Annotated in this window: 27 protein-coding genes and 1 tRNA gene; 15 read left to right on the top strand and 13 right to left on the bottom strand. The window is 64.8% G+C overall.

Annotated elements, in window-relative coordinates; translation table 11 throughout:
* Positions 1-180: 180 nt before the first annotated feature.
* Entirely contained in the window at positions 181-558 is a 378-nt protein-coding gene (locus tag CC207_RS07985) for a hypothetical protein (protein WP_028691750.1), read from the top strand.
* A 261-nt stretch (positions 559-819) separates the two neighbouring features.
* Entirely contained in the window at positions 820-2,967 is a 2,148-nt protein-coding gene (locus tag CC207_RS07975; protein ID WP_088851857.1) for a TonB-dependent siderophore receptor, read from the top strand.
* Between the two features lie 129 nt (positions 2,968-3,096).
* On the opposite strand, the gene CC207_RS07970 is transcribed toward CC207_RS07975, so the two are convergent.
* Positions 3,097-3,186 (bottom strand) — tRNA-Ser (locus CC207_RS07970).
* Positions 3,187-3,476: 290 nt separating this feature from the next.
* Here CC207_RS07970 and CC207_RS07965 point away from each other — a divergent pair.
* From CC207_RS07965 to CC207_RS07955, 3 genes are all read left to right on the top strand, one after another.
* Positions 3,477-4,166 carry a crotonase/enoyl-CoA hydratase family protein gene (locus tag CC207_RS07965; RefSeq protein ID WP_062361592.1) on the top strand — a complete coding sequence of 230 codons (690 nt, stop codon included), beginning with the start codon at positions 3,477-3,479 and terminating at the stop codon, positions 4,164-4,166.
* Between the two features lie 189 nt (positions 4,167-4,355).
* Positions 4,356-5,075 carry a 1-acyl-sn-glycerol-3-phosphate acyltransferase gene (locus tag CC207_RS07960; protein ID WP_028691753.1) on the top strand — a complete coding sequence of 240 codons (720 nt, stop codon included), beginning with the start codon at positions 4,356-4,358 and terminating at the stop codon, positions 5,073-5,075.
* Positions 5,076-5,150: 75 nt separating this feature from the next.
* Positions 5,151-6,122 (top strand): magnesium and cobalt transport protein CorA, encoded by a 972-nt coding sequence (locus CC207_RS07955; protein ID WP_062361587.1) that lies wholly within the window; start codon positions 5,151-5,153, stop codon positions 6,120-6,122.
* Positions 6,123-6,164: 42 nt separating this feature from the next.
* Here CC207_RS07955 and CC207_RS07950 read toward each other — a convergent pair whose 3' ends face one another.
* Positions 6,165-6,890, bottom strand: a complete 726-nt coding sequence (locus CC207_RS07950; RefSeq protein ID WP_062361585.1) for an amidotransferase — start codon at positions 6,888-6,890, stop codon at positions 6,165-6,167.
* Between the two features lie 528 nt (positions 6,891-7,418).
* Between CC207_RS07950 and CC207_RS07945 the strand changes: the two genes are divergently transcribed.
* Positions 7,419-8,222: a cytochrome c gene (locus CC207_RS07945; protein WP_028691756.1), complete on the top strand. Its 804-nt coding sequence runs from the start codon at positions 7,419-7,421 to the stop codon at positions 8,220-8,222.
* A 14-nt stretch (positions 8,223-8,236) separates the two neighbouring features.
* Here CC207_RS07945 and CC207_RS07940 read toward each other — a convergent pair whose 3' ends face one another.
* The 4 genes from CC207_RS07940 to CC207_RS07925 form a co-directional block, all read right to left on the bottom strand.
* On the bottom strand, positions 8,237-8,569 hold the full coding sequence (locus CC207_RS07940) for a ribonuclease E inhibitor RraB (RefSeq protein ID WP_028691757.1): 333 nt from the start codon (positions 8,567-8,569) through the stop codon (positions 8,237-8,239).
* Positions 8,570-8,754: 185 nt separating this feature from the next.
* Positions 8,755-8,991 (bottom strand): hypothetical protein, encoded by a 237-nt coding sequence (locus CC207_RS07935; protein WP_028691758.1) that lies wholly within the window; start codon positions 8,989-8,991, stop codon positions 8,755-8,757.
* Between the two features lie 144 nt (positions 8,992-9,135).
* On the bottom strand, positions 9,136-11,211 hold the full coding sequence (locus CC207_RS07930) for an LTA synthase family protein (protein ID WP_088851856.1): 2,076 nt from the start codon (positions 11,209-11,211) through the stop codon (positions 9,136-9,138).
* A gap of 186 nt (positions 11,212-11,397) precedes the next feature.
* Positions 11,398-11,589 carry a PLDc N-terminal domain-containing protein gene (locus CC207_RS07925; RefSeq protein ID WP_023629733.1) on the bottom strand — a complete coding sequence of 64 codons (192 nt, stop codon included), beginning with the start codon at positions 11,587-11,589 and terminating at the stop codon, positions 11,398-11,400.
* A 126-nt stretch (positions 11,590-11,715) separates the two neighbouring features.
* On the opposite strand from CC207_RS07925, the gene CC207_RS07920 reads away from it, so the two are divergent.
* A complete protein-coding gene (locus CC207_RS07920; protein WP_178080954.1) occupies positions 11,716-12,654 on the top strand; it encodes a ZIP family metal transporter in 939 nt (312 codons plus the stop codon).
* A gap of 169 nt (positions 12,655-12,823) precedes the next feature.
* On the opposite strand, the gene CC207_RS07915 is transcribed toward CC207_RS07920, so the two are convergent.
* Positions 12,824-13,354 (bottom strand): hypothetical protein, encoded by a 531-nt coding sequence (locus CC207_RS07915; protein ID WP_062361581.1) that lies wholly within the window; start codon positions 13,352-13,354, stop codon positions 12,824-12,826.
* 60 nt (positions 13,355-13,414) lie between these two features.
* Entirely contained in the window at positions 13,415-13,936 is a 522-nt protein-coding gene (locus CC207_RS07910) for an ankyrin repeat domain-containing protein (RefSeq protein ID WP_088851854.1), read from the bottom strand.
* A 285-nt stretch (positions 13,937-14,221) separates the two neighbouring features.
* Here CC207_RS07910 and CC207_RS07905 point away from each other — a divergent pair, with 285 nt between their 5' ends.
* On the top strand, positions 14,222-14,494 hold the full coding sequence (locus CC207_RS07905) for a DUF3509 domain-containing protein (RefSeq protein ID WP_028691763.1): 273 nt from the start codon (positions 14,222-14,224) through the stop codon (positions 14,492-14,494).
* Between the two features lie 80 nt (positions 14,495-14,574).
* On the opposite strand, the gene CC207_RS07900 is transcribed toward CC207_RS07905, so the two are convergent.
* The 3 genes from CC207_RS07900 to aroC form a co-directional block, all read right to left on the bottom strand.
* Positions 14,575-15,111 carry an oxidase gene (locus CC207_RS07900; protein ID WP_088851853.1) on the bottom strand — a complete coding sequence of 179 codons (537 nt, stop codon included), beginning with the start codon at positions 15,109-15,111 and terminating at the stop codon, positions 14,575-14,577.
* On the bottom strand, positions 15,111-16,265 hold the full coding sequence (locus CC207_RS07895) for an MFS transporter (RefSeq protein WP_088851852.1): 1,155 nt from the start codon (positions 16,263-16,265) through the stop codon (positions 15,111-15,113). Before CC207_RS07895 ends, CC207_RS07900 begins: the two co-directional genes overlap by 1 nt.
* Positions 16,266-16,393: 128 nt before the next feature.
* Positions 16,394-17,479 (bottom strand): chorismate synthase, encoded by a 1,086-nt coding sequence (gene aroC / locus CC207_RS07890; protein WP_088851851.1) that lies wholly within the window; start codon positions 17,477-17,479, stop codon positions 16,394-16,396.
* A gap of 151 nt (positions 17,480-17,630) precedes the next feature.
* On the opposite strand from aroC, the gene CC207_RS07885 reads away from it, so the two are divergent.
* Both CC207_RS07885 and CC207_RS07880 read left to right on the top strand, forming a co-directional pair.
* The gene (locus tag CC207_RS07885) at positions 17,631-18,590 is read left to right on the top strand and encodes an alpha/beta hydrolase (RefSeq protein ID WP_062361573.1); all 960 of its coding nucleotides are present in this window, start codon (positions 17,631-17,633) and stop codon (positions 18,588-18,590) included.
* Positions 18,591-18,741: 151 nt separating this feature from the next.
* Entirely contained in the window at positions 18,742-19,524 is a 783-nt protein-coding gene (locus tag CC207_RS07880) for a hypothetical protein (RefSeq protein WP_062361571.1), read from the top strand.
* 136 nt (positions 19,525-19,660) lie between these two features.
* Here the strand turns inward: CC207_RS07880 and prmB are convergent, their stop codons facing one another.
* Entirely contained in the window at positions 19,661-20,569 is a 909-nt protein-coding gene (prmB, locus tag CC207_RS07875) for a 50S ribosomal protein L3 N(5)-glutamine methyltransferase (RefSeq protein ID WP_028691769.1), read from the bottom strand.
* 179 nt (positions 20,570-20,748) lie between these two features.
* Here prmB and CC207_RS07870 point away from each other — a divergent pair, with 179 nt between their 5' ends.
* The 5 genes from CC207_RS07870 (at position 20,749) to CC207_RS07850 (ending at position 23,470) form a co-directional block, all read left to right on the top strand.
* On the top strand, positions 20,749-21,339 hold the full coding sequence (locus tag CC207_RS07870; protein ID WP_028691770.1) for a cysteine hydrolase family protein: 591 nt from the start codon (positions 20,749-20,751) through the stop codon (positions 21,337-21,339).
* Positions 21,340-21,427: 88 nt separating this feature from the next.
* Positions 21,428-21,748 carry a hypothetical protein gene (locus tag CC207_RS07865; protein ID WP_028691771.1) on the top strand — a complete coding sequence of 107 codons (321 nt, stop codon included), beginning with the start codon at positions 21,428-21,430 and terminating at the stop codon, positions 21,746-21,748.
* A gap of 116 nt (positions 21,749-21,864) precedes the next feature.
* The gene (locus tag CC207_RS07860; protein WP_062361568.1) at positions 21,865-22,425 is read left to right on the top strand and encodes a Smr/MutS family protein; all 561 of its coding nucleotides are present in this window, start codon (positions 21,865-21,867) and stop codon (positions 22,423-22,425) included.
* Positions 22,426-22,494: 69 nt separating this feature from the next.
* Entirely contained in the window at positions 22,495-23,040 is a 546-nt protein-coding gene (gene folE / locus CC207_RS07855; RefSeq protein WP_028691773.1) for a GTP cyclohydrolase I FolE, read from the top strand.
* Between the two features lie 58 nt (positions 23,041-23,098).
* A complete protein-coding gene (locus tag CC207_RS07850) occupies positions 23,099-23,470 on the top strand; it encodes a glutaredoxin (protein ID WP_028691774.1) in 372 nt (123 codons plus the stop codon).
* Between the two features lie 30 nt (positions 23,471-23,500).
* Here CC207_RS07850 and CC207_RS07845 read toward each other — a convergent pair whose 3' ends face one another.
* The gene (locus CC207_RS07845) at positions 23,501-24,103 is read right to left on the bottom strand and encodes a glutathione S-transferase family protein (RefSeq protein ID WP_088851850.1); all 603 of its coding nucleotides are present in this window, start codon (positions 24,101-24,103) and stop codon (positions 23,501-23,503) included.
* Positions 24,104-24,122 lie beyond the last annotated feature (19 nt).

Raw genomic sequence — 24,122 nt, 5'->3', positions numbered from 1 at the left:
GTTCGAAGTTTACTTTCGAAAATGCGACTTTCACTTGTTGAGCGCCGCCGCTCGCTCGTCTATGCGCTTTACTGCGCGACAACCCGCCACACGACCCTCCGTCGCCTGCTCGTTGACTTGCCGACGTGGCAAGCGCTCAGTAGGCGTTGGTCAACGACCCCTTCCTGACAGGACGACACAATGACAAGACTCACGGTGCAATCCGGCGATTTCTTGCAAGGTGAAGGCGAGTATCGCAATGGAGCGCTCACACTCAAGACCCCGCGCAGCCCCTCGCCCGGCGAGCGCATTTCGCTGGCGCGGATCGAGGATCTGAAGCTGGCCAACCTCGAATCGACCCGTAGCCTCGGTAGCGCCCTTGGCTGGGGCGTGGCCGGCGCCCTGGTGGCCGGCCCGGTCGGCCTGCTGGCCGGTCTGCTGCTGGGCGGCAAGGAGGAGGAAGTCACCTTCCTCGCCACCTTCAAGGATGGCCGCAAGCTGCTGGCCATCACCGACGGCAAGACCTGGTCGAAGATCGACGACAGCTGGCGCCGGCACCAGCGGCCGGCGGCGGCTTGAATCGACAGCGACTTAGCTCGTATTGACTGTACTGGCGTCATCGTCGGCAAGCCGGCCCCCACAGCAGATGCGCATGCCCGAAGACTGATGCGGGACTGTGGGAGCGGGCTCGATCCGCGATAGCGCCTGCATCGCAATCGCCTCCGGCCTCCCCATCCTCTGCCCCTGAAAGATTGCCCGGCAGCCTGCTACCATGGCGCCCTTTTGCCTGCCCGACAGCTGCCGAGCGATAACGGCGCGTCCTCTTTCAAGGAGCCTTGCATGACCCCGCTTCGCCCCCGCCTGCCCCTTGGCCTGCTCGGCCTGGGCCTTGCCCTGCACAGTGGCCAGGGCCTGGCCGAGGACAGCGTGACCCTCGCCCCGGTGCACATCTTTGAGGTTCAGGACGACACCAGCTACCAGGCACGCGAAGCCCAGGTCGGCGGTCTGCACAGCGCGCCGCTGCTCGACACCCCGGCCTCGGTCAGCGTATTCAGCCGCCAGCTGCTGGACGACCGCCAGGTGCGCAAGCTGAGCGAGGTGCTGCAAAGCGATGCCTCGGTGGGTGAAAGCTACGCGCCCATCGGCTATTACGAGAACTTCAACGTGCGCGGCTTCGAGCTCAACGCCGCCAGCAGTTATCGGATCAACGGCCAGACGATCGCCGGCGAGCAGAACGTGGCACTGGAAAACAAGCAGCAGGTGGAGTTGCTCAAGGGGCTGTCGGGGTTGCAGAGCGGCGTGTCGGAGCCCGGCGGACTGGTCAACTATGTGACCAAGCGGGCCGAGGACGTGCGCACGGTCACAGTCTCGAGCAATGAACAGGGCGAACGCTATATGGCCACCGACCTAGGCGGCTGGTTTGGCGCCGAGCGCCAGTTCGGCCTGCGGGTCAACCTGGCCCACGAGGACATCCGCTCGTACGTCGACCACGCCGACGGCAAGCGGGATTTCGCCTCCCTGGCGCTCGACTGGCAGATCAACCTGAATGCCGTGCTGGAACTGGACGCCGAGTACCAGCACCGCGAGCAGTATTCGGTACCGGGCTATCAACTGCTCGGCGGCAAGCAGCTACCCCACAACGTCGACCCCAAGGATCACCTGGCCTGGCAGTCCTGGGCCAAGCCGGTGCAGAACGACTCGCTGAACCTGGGCGGGCGCTTCAAGTACCAGTTCAGCGACAACTGGAACGGCACCCTGAGCGCTTCGCGGAGCAAGGTGGTGATCGACGACTACAGTGCGTTTGCCTGGGGCAGCGACGGGGGCTGGTCCTCGCATTTCAGCCCAGAGGGCAACTACGACATCTACGATTTCCGCAGCCCCGACGACACCCGCCGCATCGACGAGGCCCAAGCCATGCTCGACGGGCGTTTCAACGCCCTCGGCGTGGGCCACGAACTGACCCTGGGCAGCAGCGCCCAGCGCCGTACGCTCGACCAGCGTCCCAGCTTCAACGAGCTGCTCGATCCACTACGCCCAGGCAACATCTACACCGGCATCCCCGCGCTGGATCCTTCCGACAAACCGCTTGGCCACAGCGAGCGCCGCCTCGACAGCCGCCAGTACGGCCTGTTCTTCAGCGACCGCATCACCTTCAACGAACACTGGCAGACAGTGGTCGGGGCCCGCGAGGTCCGGCTGGACGAGAAGACCTGGAACGAGAACGGCGTCGCCGGGCGGCATACCCAGCAGTACCAGTTGCTGCCCAATGCGGCACTGATCTACAAGCCGCAGCCCGATACCACGCTCTATGCCAGCTATTCGAAGGGCCTTTCCGCAGGCGGCACTGCGCCCTGGTTCGCCAGCAACGCCGCCGAGATCCTCGCCCCCACCCTGTCGCGCCAGCTCGAAGTCGGCATCAAGCGCGACTGGCAGGGCATGAGCTTCAGCGCGGCACTGTTCCAGATCCGCCAGGCCTACCAATATGCCCGCCCCGACGACACCCCTGCACCGACCTACGTGCAGTCGGGCCAGCAGAAGAACACCGGCCTCGAACTCGGCGCCAGTGGCTGGGTGACCTCCAACCTGCAGATCCAGGCCAGTGCGGCGGCAATCCGCGCCCGCGTGCAGAACAGCGACACCGACGCCTACGAAGGCCACCAGGCGATCAACGTCCCGCGCCTGCGCGCGGCACTGCAGGCCGACTACGCCCTGCCCGTCCCCGGCCTGGCCCTGCTCGGCGGCGCCCGCTACAGCGCCAGCAAGTACGCCGACCACACCGGTGATGTCGAAGTCGGCGGCTATACCGTGTTCGACATCGGCAGCCGCTACCGCACAACTATCGGCGGCTACGACACGGTACTGCGCCTGACCGTGGACAACGTCTTCGACAAGCGCTATTGGCGTGATGTGGGTGACTACCTGGGAGACAACTACCTGTTCCAGGGAACACCGCGCACGGCACGGTTGTCGGCTTCCGTCAGTTTCTGACAGCGCCATCGCGGGGCAAGCCCGCTCCCACGCCAAAGGGAGCGGGCTTGCCCCGCTACCAGGGCTTCAAAAAAACGCGACAAACAAAAAGCCCCCGAACCTTTCGATTCGGGGGCTTTTCGCAGAATGTGGCGGTGAAGAAGGGATTTGAACCCTTGATACGATTTCTCGTATACACACTTTCCAGGCGTGCTCCTTCGACCACTCGGACACTTCACCGTTTTCTCTTCAAGCTATTCAGCCTGTCGAGGCGCGCTAATTTAGTAGAAGCCTTTTCCTTTGGCAAGCATTTTTTTCAGAATTTTCATGCGCTTAAGCCAACCGACCAAAAAACCGGGTCAATCAGGGCAATGCTGCCATTGTGCCCAGCGCTTTTCCCGCACCTTGCGCCGCTGCCCCGAGGCTACAGGGCGCAAGGACGCAGCGCTGACTGACCAGTCAGTCTTGGCGCTTTACCTGACCGGTGTCGCTGGGTAACGTCATCGCCACGCCATCCAAAGGACTCTGCCATGAGCGAGCTGATTACCTACCATGCCGAAGACGGCATCGCCACCCTGACCCTGAACAACGGCAAGGTCAACGCCATCTCCCCGGACGTCATCAAAGCCTTCAACGCCGCGCTCGACCGCGCCGTCGAGGAGCGCGCGGTGGTGATCATCACCGGCCAGCCGGGCATTCTCTCCGGCGGCTACGACCTCAAGGTGATGACCGCCGGCCCCAAGGAGGCCGTCGGCCTGGTCACCGCCGGCTCCACCCTGGCCCGCCGCCTGCTGTCGCACCCCTTCCCGGTGATCGTCGCCTGCCCCGGCAATGCCGTGGCCAAGGGCGCTTTCCTGCTGCTGTCGGGTGACTACCGCATCGGGGTCGAAGGCCCCTACAAGATCTGCCTGAACGAAGTGCAGATCGGCATGACCATGCACCATGCCGGTATCGAACTGGCCCGCGACCGTCTGGGCCGCGCGGCGTTCCAGCGTTCAGTGAACAACGCCGAGATCTTCGACCCACAGGGCGCCCGTGAAGCCGGCTTCCTCGACAAGGTGGTGCCCGCCGAGCAGTTGCAGGAAACCGCCCTGGCCGCGGCCCGCGAACTGAAGAAGCTGAACATGCTGGCGCACAAGAACACCAAGCTGAAAGTGCGCAAGGCACTGCTGGAAGCGCTGGACGAGGCGATCCTGGCGGACCAGAACCACCTGGGCTGATCCCGTCCACAGGCTTTTCTAGATACGCTTTGTGGGAGCGGGCTTGCCCCGCGATGGTATCCGCCTGGCGATCGCATCGCGGGGCAAGCCCGCTCCCACGAGGTCAAAGCCCCATACGCCATAGCAACGTTTGCCCCTGACAGTGCACACCCGTACACTGCGCCGCGACTGTCCGGTGTGAGTCGTACCATGCTTTTTATGCTTCGCATGCTCCTGTTGGCGCTGCACTTCCTGCTCGTGGGTGTCGTCGGTCTGGTGATCGGCCTGCTGCGCCCGTTCAATCCCGACAACAGCCGCCTGTTCGCCCGCCTGTACAGCGTGCCGGCCGCCTGGCTCATGCGCATCAAGGTCAAGGCCGAGGTCGGTCCGTTGTGGGACCAGCCCCCCGGCTGCGTGATCATCGCCAACCACCAGTCCAACTATGATCTGTTCATCCTCGGCCAGGTCGTGCCGCGCCGCACCGTGGCCATCGGCAAGAAGAGCCTGGGCTGGATTCCGCTGTTCGGCCAGCTGTTCTGGTTGGGCGGCAATGTGCTGGTCGACCGCAAGAACGCCTACCAGGCGCGCAAGGCCATGCAGACCACCACCCGGACCCTGCGCGACGACACCTCGATCTGGATCTTCCCGGAAGGCACGCGCAACCCCGGCGAGCAGTTGCTGGCGTTCAAGAAGGGCGCTTTCCACATGGCCATCGAGGCCGGTGTGCCGATCGTGCCGGTGTGCGTCAGCCGCTACACCCAGCGCCTGGGCCTGAACAGCTGGCGCCAGCGCACCGTGATCATCCGCTCGCTGGCACCGATCGCCACCGCGGGCCTGACCCAGCAGGACTTGCCCGCACTGATCGAGCAATGCCGCAGCCAGATGCAACACTGCATCGACCATATGGAAAGCGAAGTCACCACGCCCTGACCTGCGTGCGGACTTGCCCCGCACCGCTACACAGCCCAAGCTGTGTAGCGTGTTCAATCGGATAAGCGGACAACCATGGGTCGAGTCGTCGCATCGGCGGTGTACAGCGCCGGCAGGAAGGTCACCAACATCAGCCTTGACGAGGGCGCCGAATGGGCGCGCAAGCCCGGACACTTCGTCTGGATCGGCCTGGAAGAGCCCAATGCAGAGGAACTGGCCAACCTGCAGCGCCAGTTCGGCCTGCATGAGCTGGCCATCGAAGACGCCCTGGAGAAACATAGCCGGCCAAAACTCGAGACCTTCGGCGACGCGCTGTTCATCGTTACCTACTCGCCGGTACGCCACGAAGGAAAGCTCGAGTTCATCGAGACCCATATCTTCGCCGGCAACGGCTACATCATCACCTGCCGCAACGGTCACTCGAAGTCCTATGCCCTGGTGCGCCAGCGCTGCGAAGCGCGCCCGCTGCTGCTCGAACACGGCGAGGACTTCGTGCTCTACGCACTGCTGGATTTCGTCACCGAGAACTACCAACCGGTGAGCGAGGCCATCCACGGCGAGATCGAGGAGCTGGAACAGAGCGTGCTCGGCAATTCGCTCAAGGAAGAAGACATCCAGCGCCTGCACAGCCTGCGCCGCGACATCCTGCGCCTGCGCCGCTACGTGGCGCCGATGGTGGAGATCAGCGAAGAACTGCAGCGCCTGAGCTTTCCGTTCATCGACAAGAACATGCGCCCGTACTTTCGCGACGTGCAGATCCATGTCACGCGGCAGATGGAGGACCTGGCCGGGATCCGCGACATCGCCAGCCAGACCATCGAGATCGGCATGCTGCTGGAGTCGTCACGGCAAAGCATCACCCAGCGCAAGTTCGCCGCCTGGGCGGCGATCCTGGCGTTTCCCACGGCGGTCGCCGGGATCTACGGGATGAACTTCGAGAACATGCCGGAGCTGGCCTGGCGCTATGGTTACTTCGGCGTGCTGGGGGTGATCGCCCTGGGCTGTTCGGGGTTGTACTACAGCTTCAAGCGTTCGGGCTGGCTGTAACGCCAATCGCGGGGGAACCCGCGATCGAGGTCGATGCGCCTCTCAGATCGCGCGGCGGCCGGGCTGCTGGACGAAACGCAGCATCCATTCGCCCACCAGATCCCCCTGGTGTTCGGTGGCCAGGCTGGCCACCGCCTTCTCATAGACTTCATTGCCCAGCGACGCCTGCCGCGCGTCGAGCAATGCCCGGGAGTAGTCGTGGACGAACTCCGGGTGTCCCTGGAAGCACAGCACCTGGTCACGGATGTGGTAGGCGGCGTTCGGGCAGAAGTCGCTCGAGGCGATGACCGTGGCCCCTTCGGGCAGCTCGGTGACCTGGTCCTGGTGGCTGATCAGCAGGGTCAGCTCGGACACCTGCGGGTCCATCCACGGCGCATGGGCCGCCAGGCTGTAACGGTGCACGCCCACCCCCCAACCTTTGTCGGCGCGCTCGGCCTTGCCGCCGAGGGTCAGCGCCAGCAACTGGTGGCCGAAACACACGCCCAGCAGTTTCTCGCCACGTTCGTAGAGCTTGAGCAGGTAGGCCTTGAGCGTCTGGATCCAGGGATCGTCGCCGAACGAGTCGGCCTTGCTGCCGGTCACCAGGTAGGCATCGAAGCGTTCGCCGTCCGGGGGGTAGTCGCCATTCATCACGTTGTACACATCGAATTCGGCCGCGATCGGCTGACGCGAAAACAGCTGCTCGAACATCCTGCCGTAGCCCTGGTACTGCGCGATCAACTCCGGTCGCAGGACATCGGTTTCAAGGATGCAGATGCGTAACGACATAGGGGTAGTCCTGAACGACATGTGAGTGGGATTTGCTGTAGAGACTGACGCGAAAGGGCCGTACAAGCAAGTAGGATATCCGGACGAACGGTAGGCCCTGTAACCCTTCGTAACCCCTACCGCGCACTCGTCTAGCCTGAGCATGCCAGCCGAGTGGCCAATGGCCTTAAAGCTATGAGGAATCGACATGAAAAATCTTAGAACAAAGGGTTCTGAAACAGGGATGACGCGGGCCCTACTGTTGGTTGTATATCCAGATATACGCGGCAAGCAGGAACGGCGTGCCATCACGCCGCTGCGATCGACCCGACGCTAGACAAGGAAGCCAAGGGTTATTCAGGAATAACAACAAGAAGGCGGTCCGCCATGTTCAGACAATCCAAGGTACGCCAAGCCGGCCTCATACTCTTCGCCACGACGCTGCTGCTGATCCTGCCGAACCTCACCCGGCTCTTCGGCTGAACGCGGCAGTGGCATTTTCCGATTGCGCGCAGGTACTCTGCCGACCTTGATGGTTGGAGATCGCCCATGCGCCTGTGTCTTGCCCTGTTCTGCCTGCTACTCGCCCCGACATCGCCAGCGGCACAGCTGACGCTGGAACTGGGTGGGGATAGCCGGCACTGGAGCAGTGAACAGCTACTTGCCCATCCGCAGGCGCGGGATATCACCATCGAACAGGACGTGGCCTACAAGCGCACCTTGCATTACCGCGCCGTGCCTCTGGCGGTGCTGCTGCCGGGCGTGATCCCGAGCGATCACCTGCAGGCCGTGGCCCTCGATGGCTTCGCCGCCGAGATGCCCGCCGGGCCGCTGTTGCAGGCAGGCCCCGCGCAAGCCTGGCTGGCCATCGAGGACCCCAGCCACCCTTGGCCCGCGCTGAGCAAAGGCAAGCCAGGCGCAGGGCCGTTCTACCTGGTATGGACCCAACCGCAGGCCAGTGGTATTCGCCCGGAACAATGGCCGTATCAGATCGCCAGCATCCGCCGCCTGCCCCCGGTCGAGACACGCTTCCCCGCCCTGCTGCCCGACCCGGCCCTGGCCGAGAACGACCCGGTGCGCCAGGGTTTTGCCCTGTTTCAGCAGAACTGCCTGGCCTGCCATCGCCTCAATGGCGCCGGCGACGCGCACCTGGGCCCGGACCTGAACCTGCCGCACAACCCCACCGAGTATTTCCAGCCGGCCTTCCTGCGCCAGTACATTCGCGACCCGCAGAGCCTGCGGCGCTGGCAACAGGCGAAGATGCCCGGGTTTTCCAGCCAGGTGCTGGATGAGCCGGCGCTCGATGCCGTGCTGGCGTACCTGAAGCATATGGCGGGGCGCAAAGCGCACTAATGGCCTCGCAGGGCCTAGGCGATCGGCCTTTCCTGCTTGACGCCCCAGCCCTCGACTTCGCCGCCATAGGGTGACACGACCCGTTCGAAGGCCTGCTCGAAGGCGCCGATGCCGCCATGGGTGGCGTACATCACCTTGCTCAGTTCCAGGTGCCAGGCACCGTCGTCGCGCTCGCTCACCTGGGCGTTGAGCGATTCGCCACGAAATTGCCCCGCCGCCCTGCGGGCACCGGCCTCGCTGGGGAACACGGCATAGAACTCGATGGGGTGGATGCGGGTGAAATCGAAACCGCCAGCTTTCATCTGGCGCAGGACACTGCTGCTGATGTCGTCGTTCTGGCTGCTCATGAAACGTCCTCCTGCAAAGCAATGGATAGACTTTCCGTGCACAACGCACCTGCCTGGCACACAAGGAATGCCTGACAATACGAGCGGATTGCAAGACGCGATGAAAACGGCGGCGGCCCGCAGAGAAGGCCGGCGCCTGACTTGAGCGTAGCGCCTGCGTGGGCGCTACGCCAGAGACACCCGGTTCAGGGCGCTTCGCGAATGGTGGTGATGGTCACGCCGCTCTGTTCCTTGAGCCAACGTGCCGTGGGGGAAAAGCTACGGTCCTGGAAGTCGTTGAGGTCCAGTTCGTCCATGAGCGGAAACAGCCGCGAGCGGATCGCCCGGGCGGCATCCTCCTCGCTGGGGCATTGCTCGGCATTGAGCAGCAGCGTCTGCGGCTCGCCCTTCTGGTCGGCAAAGCTGACTTCCCATGCTTTCATCGATCGACCCTCGCTGGCGCAACGGTGAATGGAACGGCGTACTCACTTGACCATCGCGCCGGAATGAATGTTCAGCCACGTAGATGAAACCGCATGAAAAAAGCCCGCCGGTTCAGGGCGGGCTTCATGAGGCAGGCGGCGACCTTACTTCGGCGTGCCGTGGACGACACCGGCGGTGTTGTCCAGCAGGCTCTTGGTCGCGGTCTGGATATAGGCCTCGAGTTTCTTCAGCATTTCCGGCTGGTCCGGGCTTTCGATGAGTTCGGCCTTGAACTCGCGCCCCAACTGATAACGGTACATCCGCGGGGTCATGTCCTTGGACTCGATGAGGATGCGGTCGCCCTGCACCAGGCCAACGATCTGCTCGCTGCCCGACGGCTTGATCATGCCCACGCCCTGGTCGCCCTCAGGCAGGTTGAGCAGGTCGCGGCCCCAGCACTGGTGACGGGCCTGGCCACCCAGGCGGCCCATGATGGTCGGCACGATGTCGACCTGGGTGCCCACGGTGTGGTTGACCGCGCCGAACTTCTCCTGGATACCCGGGGCGATCAGCAGCAACGGCACGTTGAAACGGCCCAGGTCCAGCTCGGTGACCTGCTGGTGGTTGCCGAAGCCGTGGTCGCCGACGATGACGAACAGTGTGTCCTTGAAATACGGCTCCTTGCGGGCCTTCTCGAAGAACTGGCCCAGCGCCCAGTCGGAATAGCGCATGGCGGTCAGGTGCTCGTCCAGGCGCCCTTGCCCGGTGACCTTCTCCACCGGCAGGTCCTTGGGCAAGGCGTACGGCGTGTGGTTGGAGAGGGTCTGCAGCAGCGCGTAGATCGGCTTCTTGCCGTCATGTTTGGCCAGCTCCTCGTTACCACGGTCGAACATGTCCTGGTCGGACACGCCCCAGGTCGGGTCGGAGAACACCGGATTGACGAAGTCGTTGCGGCCGATGAAGGTGGTCATGCCCTGGTTGCCGAAGAACCCGGACTGGTTGTCCCAGGCAAAGTCGCCGTTGTAGACGTAGACATCGTCATAGTCACGGGCACTGAGCAACGCCGGCAGGCCGGACAGCTTGTGGCCGCCTTCGGGGGTCTGCATCAGGTATTCGAAGCCCGGCAGGTTGGGGAAGCAGGCCATGGTGGCGAACATGCCCTGGTGGGTATGGGTGCCGTTGGAGAAGAAGCGGTCGAACAGCAGCCCCTCCTTGGCCAGCTTGTCGAAGTACGGGGTGATGTTGTTCGGGCTGCCCAGGGCGCCCACCGAGTGGCCGGCGAAGCTTTCCATGAGGATGACCACGACGTTCTTGACCGCCAGGGTGTTCTTCTGCGGCGGCAGAAAGTCACGACGGATCGGTGCTTCGTCGGCATCGACCAGGGTGTCGTTGGCAGTCAGCAGTTGCTCGCGCACGGTCTGGGTGGCCAGCGGCTGGTCGAGTACCGGCTTCCAGATGTTGGCGCGGTCCTCGCCGAAGCGGCTCTTGGCGGCGTCGATCAGGGTCAGCGTACCGTTCAGGCCCAGCTGGTTGACGAAGTTCGAGTCGGTGGTGAAGGCATCGCCCCAGCGCATTGGCGGGCCCTGGCGCAGGGTGCCACGTGCGGCGACCACGGCCACCAGCAGCACGACCATGAACACCGCCAGGCGGCCATACCATGGCGCGACCTTGCGGCTGCCGGCGGGCTGGACGCTTTGCTCGCCACGGGTCAGGCGATCAATGCCCTTGAACAGCAAGCTCAGCAGCCAGGTGCCGACCAGCCAGGCCAGCAGGTAACGGACCACCGGGAAGCCGTACCAGAGCATGCTCATGACGGTCTTGGGGTCTTCCTTGATGTACTGGAACACCAGGCCATTCAGGCGCTGGTGGAACTCGCGGTAGAAGTCCATCTCCATCAGGCCGAGGAACATCACCACGCTCGAGGCGATGGTCAGCCAGAAGCGGAACAGCCCACGGCGCGCCATCAGCCAGGGGCTGAGCAGCGCCAGCAGCAACGGGATGCTGATGTACACCACCACCCGCAGGTCGAAGCGCAGGCCATTGAAGAAGCCTTCGGCGACGGTGGAGTACGGCGTGTCGCCGATCATGTCGCTGTTGTAGGCCAGCAGCGCCAGGCGCACCAGGCTGAGCATCAGCATGATCACCAGGCCACTGAGCACTGTGTAGGCCAGGTGGGATTTCAGGGTCGGCGAGAACGAGCCTCGCACGCCCTGTTGCTTCAAGGCGTCCGTGTTAGCCATGAATGGAGAGGTCCTAGGATTGCGGTTTGCGGGAAGGCGAGATCGCCGACAGCCTGGTGGTCGGCCCCTCGAACGCGAGGTGGGACCAAGGCCGCATTGTGCGGCGCGGATTTTCAAAAATCGAGTGTGAAAATTTTGTCGAGAGCAGCCGGCCCTTACAAAGTTACACAGTTGGGATGAGCGGCTTCAGATCCGCACATTGCCCCGTGGCCCGGCAATCGCCCAGATGATCAGCCCCAGCACCGGCAGCAGCAGGATCAGCAGGATCCACAGCACCTTGATGCCGACCTCGGCGCCGCTCTTGAGCACATTGAGAATGGCCCAGATATCCAGGGCCAGGATGATCAAGCCGACCAGGCTGTTGAAGGTGGACCCCATGGCGCCGCTCCCGCACGGTAAATGTGTTCAAGAGCATAGCTGGCTATGGCCTCGATAGAGGGGAATCCTTGGCCCGGCGCACAGGTCAGTGGATAAACTGCTGTCATTCACTGCTCCGAGGTTCACATGCCCCCCGCCCACACCCAAAGTGTCGCTCCCGACTCAATGCTCAGCGCCTGGCGACAACAGGCCCGGGAAACGCCCTGGCTCAGCGCCGGCCTGGCCCTGAGCCTGCTGGCCGTCGCCGCGCTGTTGCTGGCGAGCCTGTGGAACGCGGTCAACGGCGACCACGCCGACAACCTGCACCTGGCCCTGCTCGGCGGGTTGTCGGGCTTCGGCGCCACCGCCCTGGGCGCTGTGCTGGCGGTGATCCTGCACGACGTCAACGCCCGCACCCAGGATGTGATGCTGGGCTTTGCCGCCGGCATGATGCTCGCCGCCAGTTCGTTCTCGCTGATCCTGCCGGGCCTGGACGCCGCCCGCGAAATCACCGGCAACGGCCCGGCGGCGGCCTTCGCCGTGGTCCTGGGCATGGGCCTCGGGGTGCTGCTGATGCTGGGCCTTGACCGCTTTACCCCGCACGAGCATGAAAGCACCGGCCCTTGTGGCCCGCAGGCCGAGCGGGTCAACCGGGTGTGGCTGTTCGTGCTGGCCATCACCCTGCACAACCTGCCCGAGGGCATGGCCATCGGTGTGAGCTTCGCCAACGGCGACATGAACATCGGCCTGCCGCTGACCAGCGCCATCGCTATCCAGGACATTCCCGAAGGCCTGGCCGTGGCCCTGGCCCTGCGCGCCACGGGGCTGTCGAACTTCAAGGCGATGATGGTGGCGATCGGCTCGGGCCTGATGGAGCCGCTGGGCGCGGTGATCGGCCTGGGCATTTCCACTGGCTTCGCCTTGGCCTACCCGATCAGCATGGGCCTGGCGGCGGGGGCGATGATCTTCGTGGTGTCCCACGAGGTGATTCCGGAGACCCACCGCAACGGGCACCAGACCGCAGCGACGCTGGGGCTGATGGGCGGATTCGCGGTGATGATGTTTCTTGATACCGCGTTAGGTTGAGGCACACATCCTCCGGCCGTCCGCAATCCCTGTAGGAGCGGCCTTGTGTCGCGAAAGGGCTGCGAAGCAGCCCCGGCGATATCAGCTTGATACACGAATCCTCGGGGCGCTTCGCACCCCTTTCGCGACACAAGGCCGCTCCTACAGGGGAAGGTGCAAAATTCGTTGCTTAGACGTGCACCGCCACCTTCAGCGCCTCCAGCGCCGGCTCCACCTTGATGCCGACTGCCTCACCCAACTCCAGCACACGGGCCAGGTCGTTCTGCCCCACCATCACCATTTGCAGCTCGTCATCGAGCAACTGGCTGAAATTCAGCAGCACGTAGCCCCCGGCTTCCTTGTTCAACGCGCCCATCTGCACCTGGATGCGGTTGAGCGCGGTCAGCGCCTCGGTGCGCGCCAGCTGCTTGGGCTTGAGGGTGAACGGCACGCTCTTGTCGAACGAGTCGCTGATCTGCTGGAACAGGTCCTGGTAGCTGTCGGCCTGGAACAGCACGGTGTCGGGCAGGCTGCCGACCACCACCCATTCGCCCAGCGGGAACGGGAAGGTGTCGTCGTAGTTGATGTCCGGGTTGGCGGCGAGGAAGGCGGCGGGGTCGGCGTAGGCCTGGGCGGCCTCGGCGGCGATGCGCTCGATGTCCTCATCGCGCATGCAGCCGGCGCCGATGAGGCGGATAAGTTCGAGCAACTGGTCTTTCATGGGGGGCCCTGCGGGTTGGCGTGAAAGGCGCCAAGGATAGCCGCAAACGCCCCCGAAGGGTTAGCCGGCCTTCGCCTCCAGGCGTGCGGCGGCATCCACCGCGCCCATGGTGCGCGCAGCCGTCAGCGCGGTGGCGCCGGCCGCGTCACGCCGTGCCGGATCAGCCCCCTGGGCCAGCAGGTAGTCGATGATCTCCAGGCGGTTGAACATCGCCGCCAGCATCAGCGCGGTGCGGCCGTCCGCGGCGGCGGCATCCACCGGCACGCCGTGCTCGAGCAGCAGGCGGATCATGGCCAGATCGCCCTTGAAGGCAGCGCCGGCAATCGGCAACTGGCCGTTGTCATTGGCAATCAACGGATCGGCGCCATGGGCCAGCAGCACCCGCACGGCGTCGTGGTGGCCATGGTAGCTGGCCAGCATCAACAAGGTGTCGCCCTTGTGGTTGCGCAGGTCGGCGGGCAGGCCACCGTCAAGCAAGCGGCCGAGCATCGTCGCGTCGCCGCGGCGGGCGCGCTCGAAGACCTCCTCGGCGAAGGCCGCGGTTTCTTCGGCGGTCATGGTGGCGGGCTGGTGATCGGACATCGGGAACCTCCTGGCATCTGGCAATGGGCCAAGTGTCCATCAGGCAACGGCGAGCGGTCCAAGGTTCAGATTCTATCGGCGGCACAGAGCCAGGCTATGACCATGGCCAGACCATGACCGTGCAAAATGCACTGTGCAAAATGCACGGGCGTGCAGATTGCAATGCACAATCTTGAGCAAACAAATTTAAGTCATTGATTTAAAAGCACTTTATCCAAATAAAAGGCTGGCACGGTCACTGCAATCATCAACTCAAGTCTGCCAGTACAACAGTCAGGAGTTGATATGGACCTCATCCAGGAAAAATTCGCCTCGGTTTTCGCCGCCTACCAGGTCACCACTCAGCCGCGTCCGGACGGTGGTGTCCTGCTGACCCTGCGCGCCAGCGACGGCGTGGTGACCCGCCGCGTGCTGACCTACGCGCAACTGCACAGTGCCGAGCAATTGTCCTGGGCGATCAGCGCCATCCGCCGCGACCTGGCCGGGCAGCCAAGCGAGCTGCCGGTAATCTCGATGCTGCAGAGCCAGCAGCGCTTCGCCCTGCCGACCTACCGCTGATCGCGCAACCCTCTTCGCGGGGCACGCCTGCGCTCACCCAAGGACAGCGTGAGCACAGGCGGCCCCGCGAGCCAATTCCTTTAGAATTCGTCGAGTCCGGCAAATTGCCTGGCAGTGGCATCGCCGGTGAACCGCGGCGGCACCGCCGAGTCACTGGCGAACAGACGCAGGGCCAGGCAGAACGGCGTGTCGCCCAGGTCCAGCCAGCGGCGCATGCCGGCCGGCACCACCAGCACATCATCCTTCTCGCACAGCACGGCGTACACCGCATCCCCCAGGCGCAGGCTGACCTGGACGCGCCCGCTGATCAGCGCGAACACTTCCTCGCCGTCATGCACATGCTCGTCGCGCAGGTCAGCCTGGCTCGGGTCGACGCCATCGCGGCTGAGCACGCCGAACACCCGGCTGCCATGGGCAGTCATCAACTGGTCGAGCGACCCACGGCACGCGGCGACCACCTCATCCTGGCTGCTGCCCGGGCGCAGGCGCGCGCCAGACTGCCAGCGGCCGAAGCGCACGCCCTGCTCGGCCAGGGTCGCGGCGATGTCGTCGTGGTGGGTCAGCACCTTGTGCGGCAGTTCCGGGCTGGACGGGTCGAATACGCTGAGGATGCTCATCAGGGGTGGTTCCTGCTGTCTTTGAGTCGGAAGGCAATGATAACGGCTGCCGCGAGCGCCGCGACGCTGGCCATACCAAAGGTGAAGTGCGGGCCCAGCAATTTCCAGCTGTAGCCCGAGTACAGGGCGCCCAACGCGCCGCCGGTGCCCGAGAGCGCCGCGTACAACGCCTGGCCCTGGCCCTGCTGGCGGGCGCCGAAACTGGCCTGGACGAAGGCGATGGCCGCGGCGTGGAAGCAGCCGAACGTGGCCGCGTGCAACACCTGGGCGAACACCAGCACTGCCGGGATATCCGCCAGGTTGCCCAGCAGCAACCAGCGCAAGGCGGCCAGCACAAAGCTGGCCAGAAGCACCTTGCGCACGGAAAAACGGGCAAAGATCCGGCTCATGGCCATGAACACCAGTACCTCGGCCACCACTCCGAGCGCCCACAGCAGACCGATGGCACCACGGCTGTAGCCCAGGTGCTCCAGGTGCAGGGTGAGGAAGGTGTAGTACGGCCCGTGGCTGAGCTGCATGAGGGCCACGCACACATAGAAGGCCAGCACGCCGGGTGCCCGCACCTGCGCGAGGAAGCCCCCTGCCCCGCGCCGCTCGGTCTGCTCCACGGGTTGCGCGTTGGGCACCCAGAGGCTGGCGGCGACAATCCCGGCCATGATCGCCACCATCGCCACCGGGTAGATGTCCAGACTCAGCCATTCGAACAGGCGCCCAAGCCCGACAACCGCAAGGATGAAGCCGATCGAGCCCCATAACCGCACCTGGCTGTAACGCGCGGTCTGGCCATGCAAGTGGGCCAGGGTGATCACCTCGAACTGCGGCAGCACCGCATGCCAGAAGAACGCGTGCAGGGCCATGACCATCGCCAGCCAGGCATAGCTCTTGGCGAAGAAGATCAGCGAAAAGGTCGCCAGTGTCGCCAGCGCGCCCAGGCGCACGATCAGCAGGCGCTGGCCGCTGCGGTCGCCCAGCCAGCCCCACAGGTTGGGAGCGATGCAGCGCATCAACATGGGGATGGCCACCAGCTCGCCGATGCGTGCAGGGGAGAAACCCAGGTGGTCGAAATAAAGGGCCAGGAACGGCGCAGTGGAACCGAGCAGGGCGAAGTAGAAGAGGTAGAAGCTGGAGAGGCGCCAGTAGGGGATCGGGGGCATGCTTCAACCCTGTGGGGGCGCTGCGCACCCCTTTCGCGACACAAGGCCGCACCCATAGGATCCGCATGCATCCTGTGGGTGCGGCCTTGTATCGCGATGGGCCGCCACGCGGCCCCAGGATGAGTCGATCAACGCAAGACCGGCGTATCTACCCGAACATCGGCATTCTGCGCCCGGTGGCGCAGCAGGTGGTCCATCAAGGCGATGGCCATCATCGCCTCGGCGATCGGCGTGGCGCGGATGCCCACGCACGGGTCGTGACGGCCCTTGGTAATCACCTCGACCGGGTTGCCGTCGACGTCGATCGAGCGGCCCGGGGTGGTGATGCTCGAGGTCGGCTTGAGCGCCAGGTGGGCGACGATCGGCTGGCCCGAAGAGATACCGCCGAGGATGCCGCCGGCATTGTTGCTGAGGAAGCCCTCCGGGGTCAGTTCGTCACGGTGCTCGGTGCCACGCTGGGCGACGCTGGCAAAGCCGGCGCCGATTTCCACGCCCTTGACCGCGTTGATGCTCATCAGCGCATGGGCAAGCTCCGCGTCGAGGCGGTCGAAGATCGGCTCGCCCAGGCCCGGCATCACGCCTTCGGCGACCACGGTGATCTTCGCTCCCACCGAGTCCTGGTCACGGCGCAGCTGGTCCATGTAGGCCTCGAGCTCCGGCACCTTGTCCGGGTCGGGGCTGAAGAAGGCGTTCTGCTCGACCGAGTCCCAGGTCTTGAACGGGATCTCGATCGGGCCCAGCTGGCTCATGTAGCCGCGCACGCGGATGCCCTGGGTGGCCAGGTACTTCTTGGCGATGGCGCCAGCCGCCACACGCATCGCGGTTTCGCGCGCCGAGCTGCGGCCACCGCCGCGGTAGTCGCGGATACCGTACTTGTGGTGGTAGGTGTAGTCGGCGTGGGCCGGGCGGAAGAGGTCCTTGATCGCCGAATAGTCCTTGGACTTCTGGTCGGTGTTGCGAACCAGAAGCCCGATCGAGCAACCGGTGGTGCGGCCTTCGAATACGCCGGAGAGGATCTCCACTTCGTCCGGCTCCTGACGCTGGGTGGTATGCCGGCTGGTGCCGGGCTTGCGCCGGTCGAGGTCGTGCTGCAGGTCGGCGAGCGAGATTTCCAGGCCTGGCGGGCAGCCGTCGACAATGGCGACCAACGCCGGACCATGGCTCTCGCCAGCGGTGGTGACAGTGAACAGCTTGCCGTAGGTATTGCCGGACATGGACGCTCCGCGAATCTGCCTGAAGTGGTCGAAACCGGCAGTATACGGAAAACAGCGGGGATTTGGGGGCCGTGCTTGCCCGGCGACGAGCCCCGCGAACCTTCAGCTTGGCCCAAGGTCGAAACATCAACTTCCCATGTAGTCCCCATCCATGAAGTCGCGCCTCGCCGCCCTGCTCCTGCTGTTCTGCGCCAGCCTCGCCCAGGCAGCCCCCACCGTGCTGCAACGCCCCATCGACTTGGACACCGGCCAGGGCGTGCTGCATGGCAGCCTGCTGCTGCCGCAACAAGCCACCCCACCGCCGGTGGTGCTGATCATCGCCGGCTCCGGCCCTACCGACCGCGATGGCAACAACCCCGCCTCCGGACGCATCGACAACCTCAAGCGCCTGGCCCTGTTTCTGGCCGGCGAGCACATCGCCAGCGTGCGCTTCGACAAGCGTGGCGTGGCCGCCAGCCAGCCGGCCACGCCCGACGAGCGCGACCTCAGCGTCGAACGCTATGTCGCCGATGTGGTGGCCTGGGGGCGCGCGTTGCGCCAGGACCCGCGCTTCGGCCCACTGATCCTGGTCGGCCACAGCGAAGGCGCGCTGATCGCCAGCCTGGCCGCCGAGCAGGCCGGCGCCAGCGCGGTGATCACCTTGGCCGGCAGCGGCCGGCCGGTGGCTGATGTGCTGCGCGAACAACTGGCCCTGCGCCTGCCCCCGGCGCAACTGGCCGGGGGCGTGGCGCTGATCGACCGGTTGCAGGCCGGGCAGACCAGCCTCGACGTGCCCGCTCCGCTGCGTCAGGTGTTCCGCCCCAGCGTGCAGCCGTACCTGATCACCCTGCTGCATCAGGACCCGGCGGCGGCGTTCGCCCGGCTCAAGGTGCCCGCGCTGATCGTCCAGGGCCGCAACGACATCCAGGTGGAGGTGGCCGACGCCGAGCGCCTCAAGGCCGCCAAGCCCGACGCCCAACTGGCGCTGATCGACGGCATGAACCACATGCTGCGCATCAGCCCTCGGGAGATGGACCAGCAGCGGGACAGCTACCGCAATCCTGAATTACCGCTGGCCCGAGAGCTGGGAGAGCGCATCGTCCTGTTCATCCACGGGCTGCCGCAGGCCTGAAAGCACCCTCAGGTATTGGCTTGGCCTGCCGATAACGCGGCTAAGAAGGCAGTGATCCGGGGGCATGCGCGCCCGAATCGCGGGCAAGCCCACATCTGCGATGTCCTTGCAGGTACTGGCACCCGGCCGCCGTGCACCTGAGGATTCCCTGATGACCGATGCCCCCGCCGCCGAGGCGACCGAAGAACAAGCCCCGGAAAGCGCCCCGCTGCCCTGGGCGGAGCTTGCAGCCGAGCACTTCCAGTTGCTGCGCCTGGCGCCGCTGCCGACCGACCGCAACAGCGGCGCCCGCCCCCTGCGATTTGTCCAGTTCGGCTACGCCGAGCGCCACGACAAGGCCCACAGCCTGCTGCGCATGGAAATCCGCCTGCCGGGGCAGAAGGTGCGCAAGGAGCAGAACCAGCTGGACATCCGCGTCGACCATGAAACGCGCACAGTGCGCATCGGCGACCCGGCCGGCCTGCAGCTGGAGCCGCTGAACCGTGGCCTTGGCCGCTACCTGCTGGCGCAGGCGGTGCAGTGGCTGCAGCAGCGTTGCTCGCACTATCAGGTCGAGGGTATGAGCTTGCCGAACAAGGACGCTCTGAACGAAGACACCCGCCTGCGCCGCGACCGCGTGCTGAGCAGTGTCGGCCTGGCGGTGGAGTACACCGACGGCCAACTGCTCAAGGGGCGCTTGGTGGAAACGCCAGTGGGCCAGCTCAAGGGCGGCTGGAACACCGAGAAGGTCCAGCGCGTGGACAATCTCGAGGCCGCCGGCATGCTGCAGCAAGCCGAGCAGAACCTGATGGAGAAGGAAGCCCAGTTACGCGAACGTGACGAGCGCGTGGCCAAGTACCGCCGCGAGGACAGCGGCCTGCGCTTCACCATCACCTGCCTGGTGGCGTTCGCGGTGTTCCAGGCCGGGTTGCTGATCTGGATCGCTACCCGCTGACCCGCACCACGCGATCCCTTGCGTCGCGAAAGGGCCGCAAAGCGGCCCCAGCAATCTTTGCATCAACACTGAATCCTGGGGCTGCTACGCTGCCCCTTTCGCGACACAAGGCCGCTTCAGGGGCGGTGTGAATCCGTCAGACCCGCGCCTTGAACAGCTCCTGATGTTGCCGGCACTGCTCGGCCGTCAGCATGAACACCCCGTGCCCACCGCGCTCGAACTCCAGCCAGGCGAAGTCCACCTCGGGATAGAGCGACTCGACGTGCACCTGGCTGTTGCCCACCTCGACGATCATCAGGCCCTTGTCGGTCAAGTGGTCGGCCGCCTCGGCCAGCATGCGCCGCACCAGGTCCAGGCCGTCGTTGCCGCAGGCCAGGCCCAGCTCGGGCTCGTGGTGGTACTCGGCCGGCATGTCGCCGAAATCCTCGGCATCGACATACGGCGGATTGGACAGGATCAGATCAAAGCGTTGCCCCGGCAGGCCGGCGAAACCATCGCCCTGCACGGTGTACACCCGCTCATCGAGGCCATGGCGCTCGATGTTCTGGTTAGCCACCTCCAGCGCGTCAAAGGACAGGTCGGCCAACACCACCTCGGCGTCCTGGAACACCTCGGCGGCGACGATGCCGATACAGCCCGAGCCGGTGCACAGGTCGAGGATGCGCGCCGGCTCCGCAGCCAGCCACGGCTCAAAGCGCTTCTCGATCAATTCACCGATGGGCGAGCGCGGTACCAGCACCCGCTCGTCGACGATGAACGACATGCCGCAGAACCAGGCCTCGCCCAGCAAGTAGGCGGTGGGCACGCGCTCTTCGATACGGCGCTTGAGCAGGTGCTGCAGGCGTACCGTTTCGTCATCCTCCAGCGCGCAGTCCAGGTAGCTGTCGGCCACCTCCCAGGGCAGGTGCACCGCGCCGAGCACCAGCAGGCGGGCTTCGTCCCAGGCGTTGTCGGCACCGTGGCCGAAGAACAGCTCATGTTCATGGAAGCGGCTGACCGCCCAGCGGATATGGTCGCGCAGGGTGCGCAGGCGGGATGTGATCACGGGGTACTCCTTTTCAGACAGGACAAAAGTCTAACAGCCCACACCACACATTTGTTTCCTCCGATGGCCAAACCGATAGCCACAAGCCAGCAACCACGCTGCCTGCGCTGTCAACCATTCACATTGGCGTCAAGGCAAGGGAGAATAGGAGCACAAAAGCCCTACCCAAGGAGCCCTTGATGTCCGTTCCAACCACGATGTTCCGCCTCACTGGCCGCGACTACCCGCCGGCCAAGCTGGGCCAAGCCAGCCTGATCGTCATCGACGCGCAGAAGGAATACCTGAGCGGTCCGCTGGCGCTGTCGGGCATGGACGAGGCCGTGGCGAACATTGCCAGGTTGCTCGATGCCGCCCGCAAGGCCGGCCGCCCGATCATCCACGTGCGCCACCTCGGCACCGTCGGCGGTCGCTTCGACCCCCAGGGCCCGGCGGGCGAGTTCATCCCGGGCCTGGAGCCGCGCGCCGGTGAGATCGTCATCGAAAAGCGCATGCCCAACGCCTTCAAGAACACCAAGCTGCACGAAACGCTGCAGGAGCTCGGCCACCTCGACCTGATCGTCTGCGGTTTCATGAGCCACTCCAGCGTCAGCACCACCGTGCGCCGCGCCAAGGACTATGGTTATCGCTGCACCCTGGTGGAAGACGCCTCGGCGACCCGCGACCTGGCCCTGAAGGACACCGTGATCCCCGCCGCGCAGATCCACCAGTGCGAAATGGCCGTGATGGCCGACAATTTCGCCTGCGTCGCCCCCACCGCCAGCCTGGTCTGAACCACGACCGCCCGGCGGACGGGCGGAACCCCAAGGTGACCCGCAGGTCGAAATCCGGATCAGCTCTACCAGATCCTGAGGAATTCGAATGAAGCTCAAAGGCAGTTTCGATGCCAAGCGCCTGCGCCAGCGCGAGCCTAGCAACTGGGGCGCGCGGGTTGCCGCCGCCCTATCCGTGCTGCTGGCCACCCTGGGCATACTGCTCGCCATGGCCGGCTTCGCCGGCCTGCTGGGCAATTACGCCGCGCTGGCCGAGCTCAATGCCAACCGCCCACTGTCGGCGATTCTCGTCGTGGTCGGGTTGCTGCTGCTGTGGATCGGCGTTCGTGTCTGGCGACGCAGCCGCATCCGCCTGCGCCGTGGCCGCGAGTTAAACCTGTCGCCGCACCTGATGAAGAAGCACGACTGACACACTCACACCTCCCCTGTAGGCGCAGCCTTGTGCTCCTGCACATAACAGCGCACAGCTCAAGGCTTCACTCCGACGCACAGTCGCGTAAACTACGCCGCCCACGTGGAGGCACCATGCAAGACGACGACTTTTCCCTCTTCCGCAGCCAAGTGCAGGGCGTCAAGCCGATCAAGCACGACCGCGCCGAAGTCGGCAAACCCAAGGCCGACCGCAAGCAGCTGGCCGGTCTGCGCCAGGCGGCGACCGTCCGCAGCGACCAGCCGCTGGTGATTGATGGCCTGTCCGACCAGTTCGTCATCGACGTTGGCGCCGAGGATGAACTGATGTGGCGCCGTGACGGCGTCCAGGAAACCCAGATCCGCAAGCTCAAGCTCGGCCAGATCGCCTTCGAGGGCAGCCTCGACTTGCATGGCATGAGCGTCGAGAAGGCCCGCGAGACACTTTGGGACTTTATCGCCGAGGCGACCAAGCTCGAAGTGCGCTGCGTGCGCGTCACCCACGGCAAGGCCGCGCGCCTGGACGGCAAGCGCCCGATGATCAAGAGCCACGTCAACACCTGGCTGCGCCAGCACCCGCAGGTGCTCGGCTTCGCCTCATGCCAGGCCCGCCACGGCGGTACCGGCGCGGTGTACGTGATGCTCAAGCGAACCATGCTCGAAGGCCGCGACGAGTGACATCGCGCTTGCAGCGCCGCCGTCGCCGCCGTACCCTTCGTCTTTGCGAAATTTTCCACAGGTAGATCCATGTCCCTGGAACAAAACTACACCGCGATCCTCAGCCAGATCGGCGAGGACGTCTCCCGCGAGGGCCTGCTCGACACGCCCAAGCGGGCCGCAAAGGCCATGAAATACCTTTGCCGCGGTTATGAGCAAACCCTGGAAGAAGTGACCAACGGCGCGTTGTTCACCTCCGACAACAGCGAAATGGTGCTGGTCCGGGATATCGAGCTGTACTCGATGTGCGAACACCACATGCTGCCGTTCATCGGCAAGGCCCACGTGGCCTACCTGCCCAAGGGCAAGGTGCTGGGCCTGTCCAAGGTGGCGCGGATCGTCGACATGTACGCCCGTCGCCTGCAGATCCAGGAAAACCTCAGCCGCCAGATCGCCGAGGCCGTGCAGCAGGTGACCGGCGCCGCGGGCGTGGCGGTGGTCATCGAGGCCAAGCACATGTGCATGATGATGCGCGGTGTCGAAAAGCAGAACTCGACCATGCTCACCTCGGTGATGCTCGGCGAATTCCGCGAGAACGCCTCCACCCGCAGCGAGTTCCTCAGCCTGATCAAGTGATCGGCCTGTGTTCCGAGCCGACCCCATGGGGTCGGCTTTTTCATTTCAGGAGTTGCCCATGATCGTCAAAGCCCTGCGAGTCGGCCTCGGCCAGCTAATCGTGTTCGGCGACTGGATCAGTCGCCCGGCGAAAAAACAGCGCGATGCCGCGGCCCAGGCCCAGGTCGAGCAGCAGGCCAAGGACCTGGCGCTGTACCAGTTCCACGCCTGCCCGTTCTGCGTGAAGACCCGTCGCACCCTGCACCGCCTGAACGTACCGGTGGCACTGCGCGATGCCAAGAACGACCCGCAGCACCGCCAGGCGCTGCTCGAAGGCGGCGGCCGGGTGAAGGTACCGTGCCTGCGGATCGAGGAGGACGGCAAGGTGACCTGGATGTATGAGTCCAAGGACATCATTGCCTATCTGGACAAACGCTTCGCGGCGGCCTGACCGCTCCTACACAGGGTGCAATGAGGCCGGTCAATCCACCATCGGCACATGCCGTGGATGGCTGGCCACCCGCGCCAGCCAGGCCTGCACGGCCGGGTAACCCGCCAGGTCAAAGCCCCCCTGATGCGCCACATGGGTGTAGGCGTACAACGCTATATCGGCGATGGAGTACTGTTCGCCGACCAGGTAAGGCGTCATTTCCAGCTGTTTGTTCATCACCTTGAGCGCCTTGTAGCCGCCCTTGTGCAGCCCCCTGTACTCCTCCAGGCGCTCGTCGGGCAAGCCCAGGTAGAACTGGATGAAGCGCGCCACGGCAATGTACGGCTCGTGGCTGTACTGCTCGAAGAACTGCCACTGCAGGACCTGGGTACGCAAGCGTGGCTCGCTGGGCAGGAACTCGCTGCCATCGGCCAGGTAGTTGAGAATCGCGTTGGACTCCCACAAGCACGTGCCGTCCTCGAGCTTGAGCACCGGCACCTTGCCGTTGGGGTTCATGGCCAGGAACGCGGGGGTTTCGGTCTCGCCCTTGAGAATATCCACCGGGTGCCACTCATACGGACGGTCGAGCAGGCTCAGCATCAGCTTGACCTTGTAGCAGTTGCCCGACTGGTAATCCCCATACACCTTGTACATCGCCCCTCCCCTTTTTACG

The organism is Pseudomonas sp. DrBHI1, from assembly GCF_002205115.1.
GTDB classification, from domain to species: domain Bacteria; phylum Pseudomonadota; class Gammaproteobacteria; order Pseudomonadales; family Pseudomonadaceae; genus Aquipseudomonas; species Aquipseudomonas mosselii.
The sequence above is the reverse complement of the archived record's forward strand: the minus strand, read 5'-3'. Positions and strand labels throughout refer to the sequence as shown.

Bases quoted from the DNA above. Each gene is read 5' to 3' on its own strand.
- CC207_RS07935 (WP_028691758.1), bottom strand. From the start codon at position 8,991: ATGAAAGCATGGGAAGTCAGCTTTGCCGACCAGAAGGGCGAGCCGCAG.
- folE (WP_028691773.1), top strand. From the start codon at position 22,495: ATGTCCCTGGAACAAAACTACACCGCGATCCTCAGCCAGATCGGCGAG.
- CC207_RS07960 (WP_028691753.1), top strand. From the start codon at position 4,356: ATGCTTTTTATGCTTCGCATGCTCCTGTTGGCGCTGCACTTCCTGCTC.
- CC207_RS07885 (WP_062361573.1), top strand. From the start codon at position 17,631: ATGAAGTCGCGCCTCGCCGCCCTGCTCCTGCTGTTCTGCGCCAGCCTC.
- CC207_RS07900 (WP_088851853.1), bottom strand. From the start codon at position 15,111: ATGAGCATCCTCAGCGTATTCGACCCGTCCAGCCCGGAACTGCCGCAC.
- aroC (WP_088851851.1), bottom strand. From the start codon at position 17,479: ATGTCCGGCAATACCTACGGCAAGCTGTTCACTGTCACCACCGCTGGC.
- CC207_RS07860 (WP_062361568.1), top strand. From the start codon at position 21,865: ATGCAAGACGACGACTTTTCCCTCTTCCGCAGCCAAGTGCAGGGCGTC.
- CC207_RS07925 (WP_023629733.1), bottom strand. From the start codon at position 11,589: ATGGGGTCCACCTTCAACAGCCTGGTCGGCTTGATCATCCTGGCCCTG.
- CC207_RS07850 (WP_028691774.1), top strand. From the start codon at position 23,099: ATGATCGTCAAAGCCCTGCGAGTCGGCCTCGGCCAGCTAATCGTGTTC.
- CC207_RS07880 (WP_062361571.1), top strand. From the start codon at position 18,742: ATGACCGATGCCCCCGCCGCCGAGGCGACCGAAGAACAAGCCCCGGAA.
- CC207_RS07965 (WP_062361592.1), top strand. From the start codon at position 3,477: ATGAGCGAGCTGATTACCTACCATGCCGAAGACGGCATCGCCACCCTG.
- CC207_RS07985 (WP_028691750.1), top strand. From the start codon at position 181: ATGACAAGACTCACGGTGCAATCCGGCGATTTCTTGCAAGGTGAAGGC.
- CC207_RS07910 (WP_088851854.1), bottom strand. From the start codon at position 13,936: ATGTCCGATCACCAGCCCGCCACCATGACCGCCGAAGAAACCGCGGCC.
- CC207_RS07920 (WP_178080954.1), top strand. From the start codon at position 11,716: ATGCCCCCCGCCCACACCCAAAGTGTCGCTCCCGACTCAATGCTCAGC.
- CC207_RS07865 (WP_028691771.1), top strand. From the start codon at position 21,428: ATGAAGCTCAAAGGCAGTTTCGATGCCAAGCGCCTGCGCCAGCGCGAG.
- CC207_RS07905 (WP_028691763.1), top strand. From the start codon at position 14,222: ATGGACCTCATCCAGGAAAAATTCGCCTCGGTTTTCGCCGCCTACCAG.
- CC207_RS07915 (WP_062361581.1), bottom strand. From the start codon at position 13,354: ATGAAAGACCAGTTGCTCGAACTTATCCGCCTCATCGGCGCCGGCTGC.
- CC207_RS07950 (WP_062361585.1), bottom strand. From the start codon at position 6,890: ATGTCGTTACGCATCTGCATCCTTGAAACCGATGTCCTGCGACCGGAG.
- CC207_RS07940 (WP_028691757.1), bottom strand. From the start codon at position 8,569: ATGAGCAGCCAGAACGACGACATCAGCAGCAGTGTCCTGCGCCAGATG.
- CC207_RS07945 (WP_028691756.1), top strand. From the start codon at position 7,419: ATGCGCCTGTGTCTTGCCCTGTTCTGCCTGCTACTCGCCCCGACATCG.
- CC207_RS07975 (WP_088851857.1), top strand. From the start codon at position 820: ATGACCCCGCTTCGCCCCCGCCTGCCCCTTGGCCTGCTCGGCCTGGGC.
- CC207_RS07930 (WP_088851856.1), bottom strand. From the start codon at position 11,211: ATGGCTAACACGGACGCCTTGAAGCAACAGGGCGTGCGAGGCTCGTTC.
- CC207_RS07955 (WP_062361587.1), top strand. From the start codon at position 5,151: ATGGGTCGAGTCGTCGCATCGGCGGTGTACAGCGCCGGCAGGAAGGTC.
- CC207_RS07895 (WP_088851852.1), bottom strand. From the start codon at position 16,265: ATGCCCCCGATCCCCTACTGGCGCCTCTCCAGCTTCTACCTCTTCTAC.
- CC207_RS07845 (WP_088851850.1), bottom strand. From the start codon at position 24,103: ATGTACAAGGTGTATGGGGATTACCAGTCGGGCAACTGCTACAAGGTC.
- CC207_RS07870 (WP_028691770.1), top strand. From the start codon at position 20,749: ATGTCCGTTCCAACCACGATGTTCCGCCTCACTGGCCGCGACTACCCG.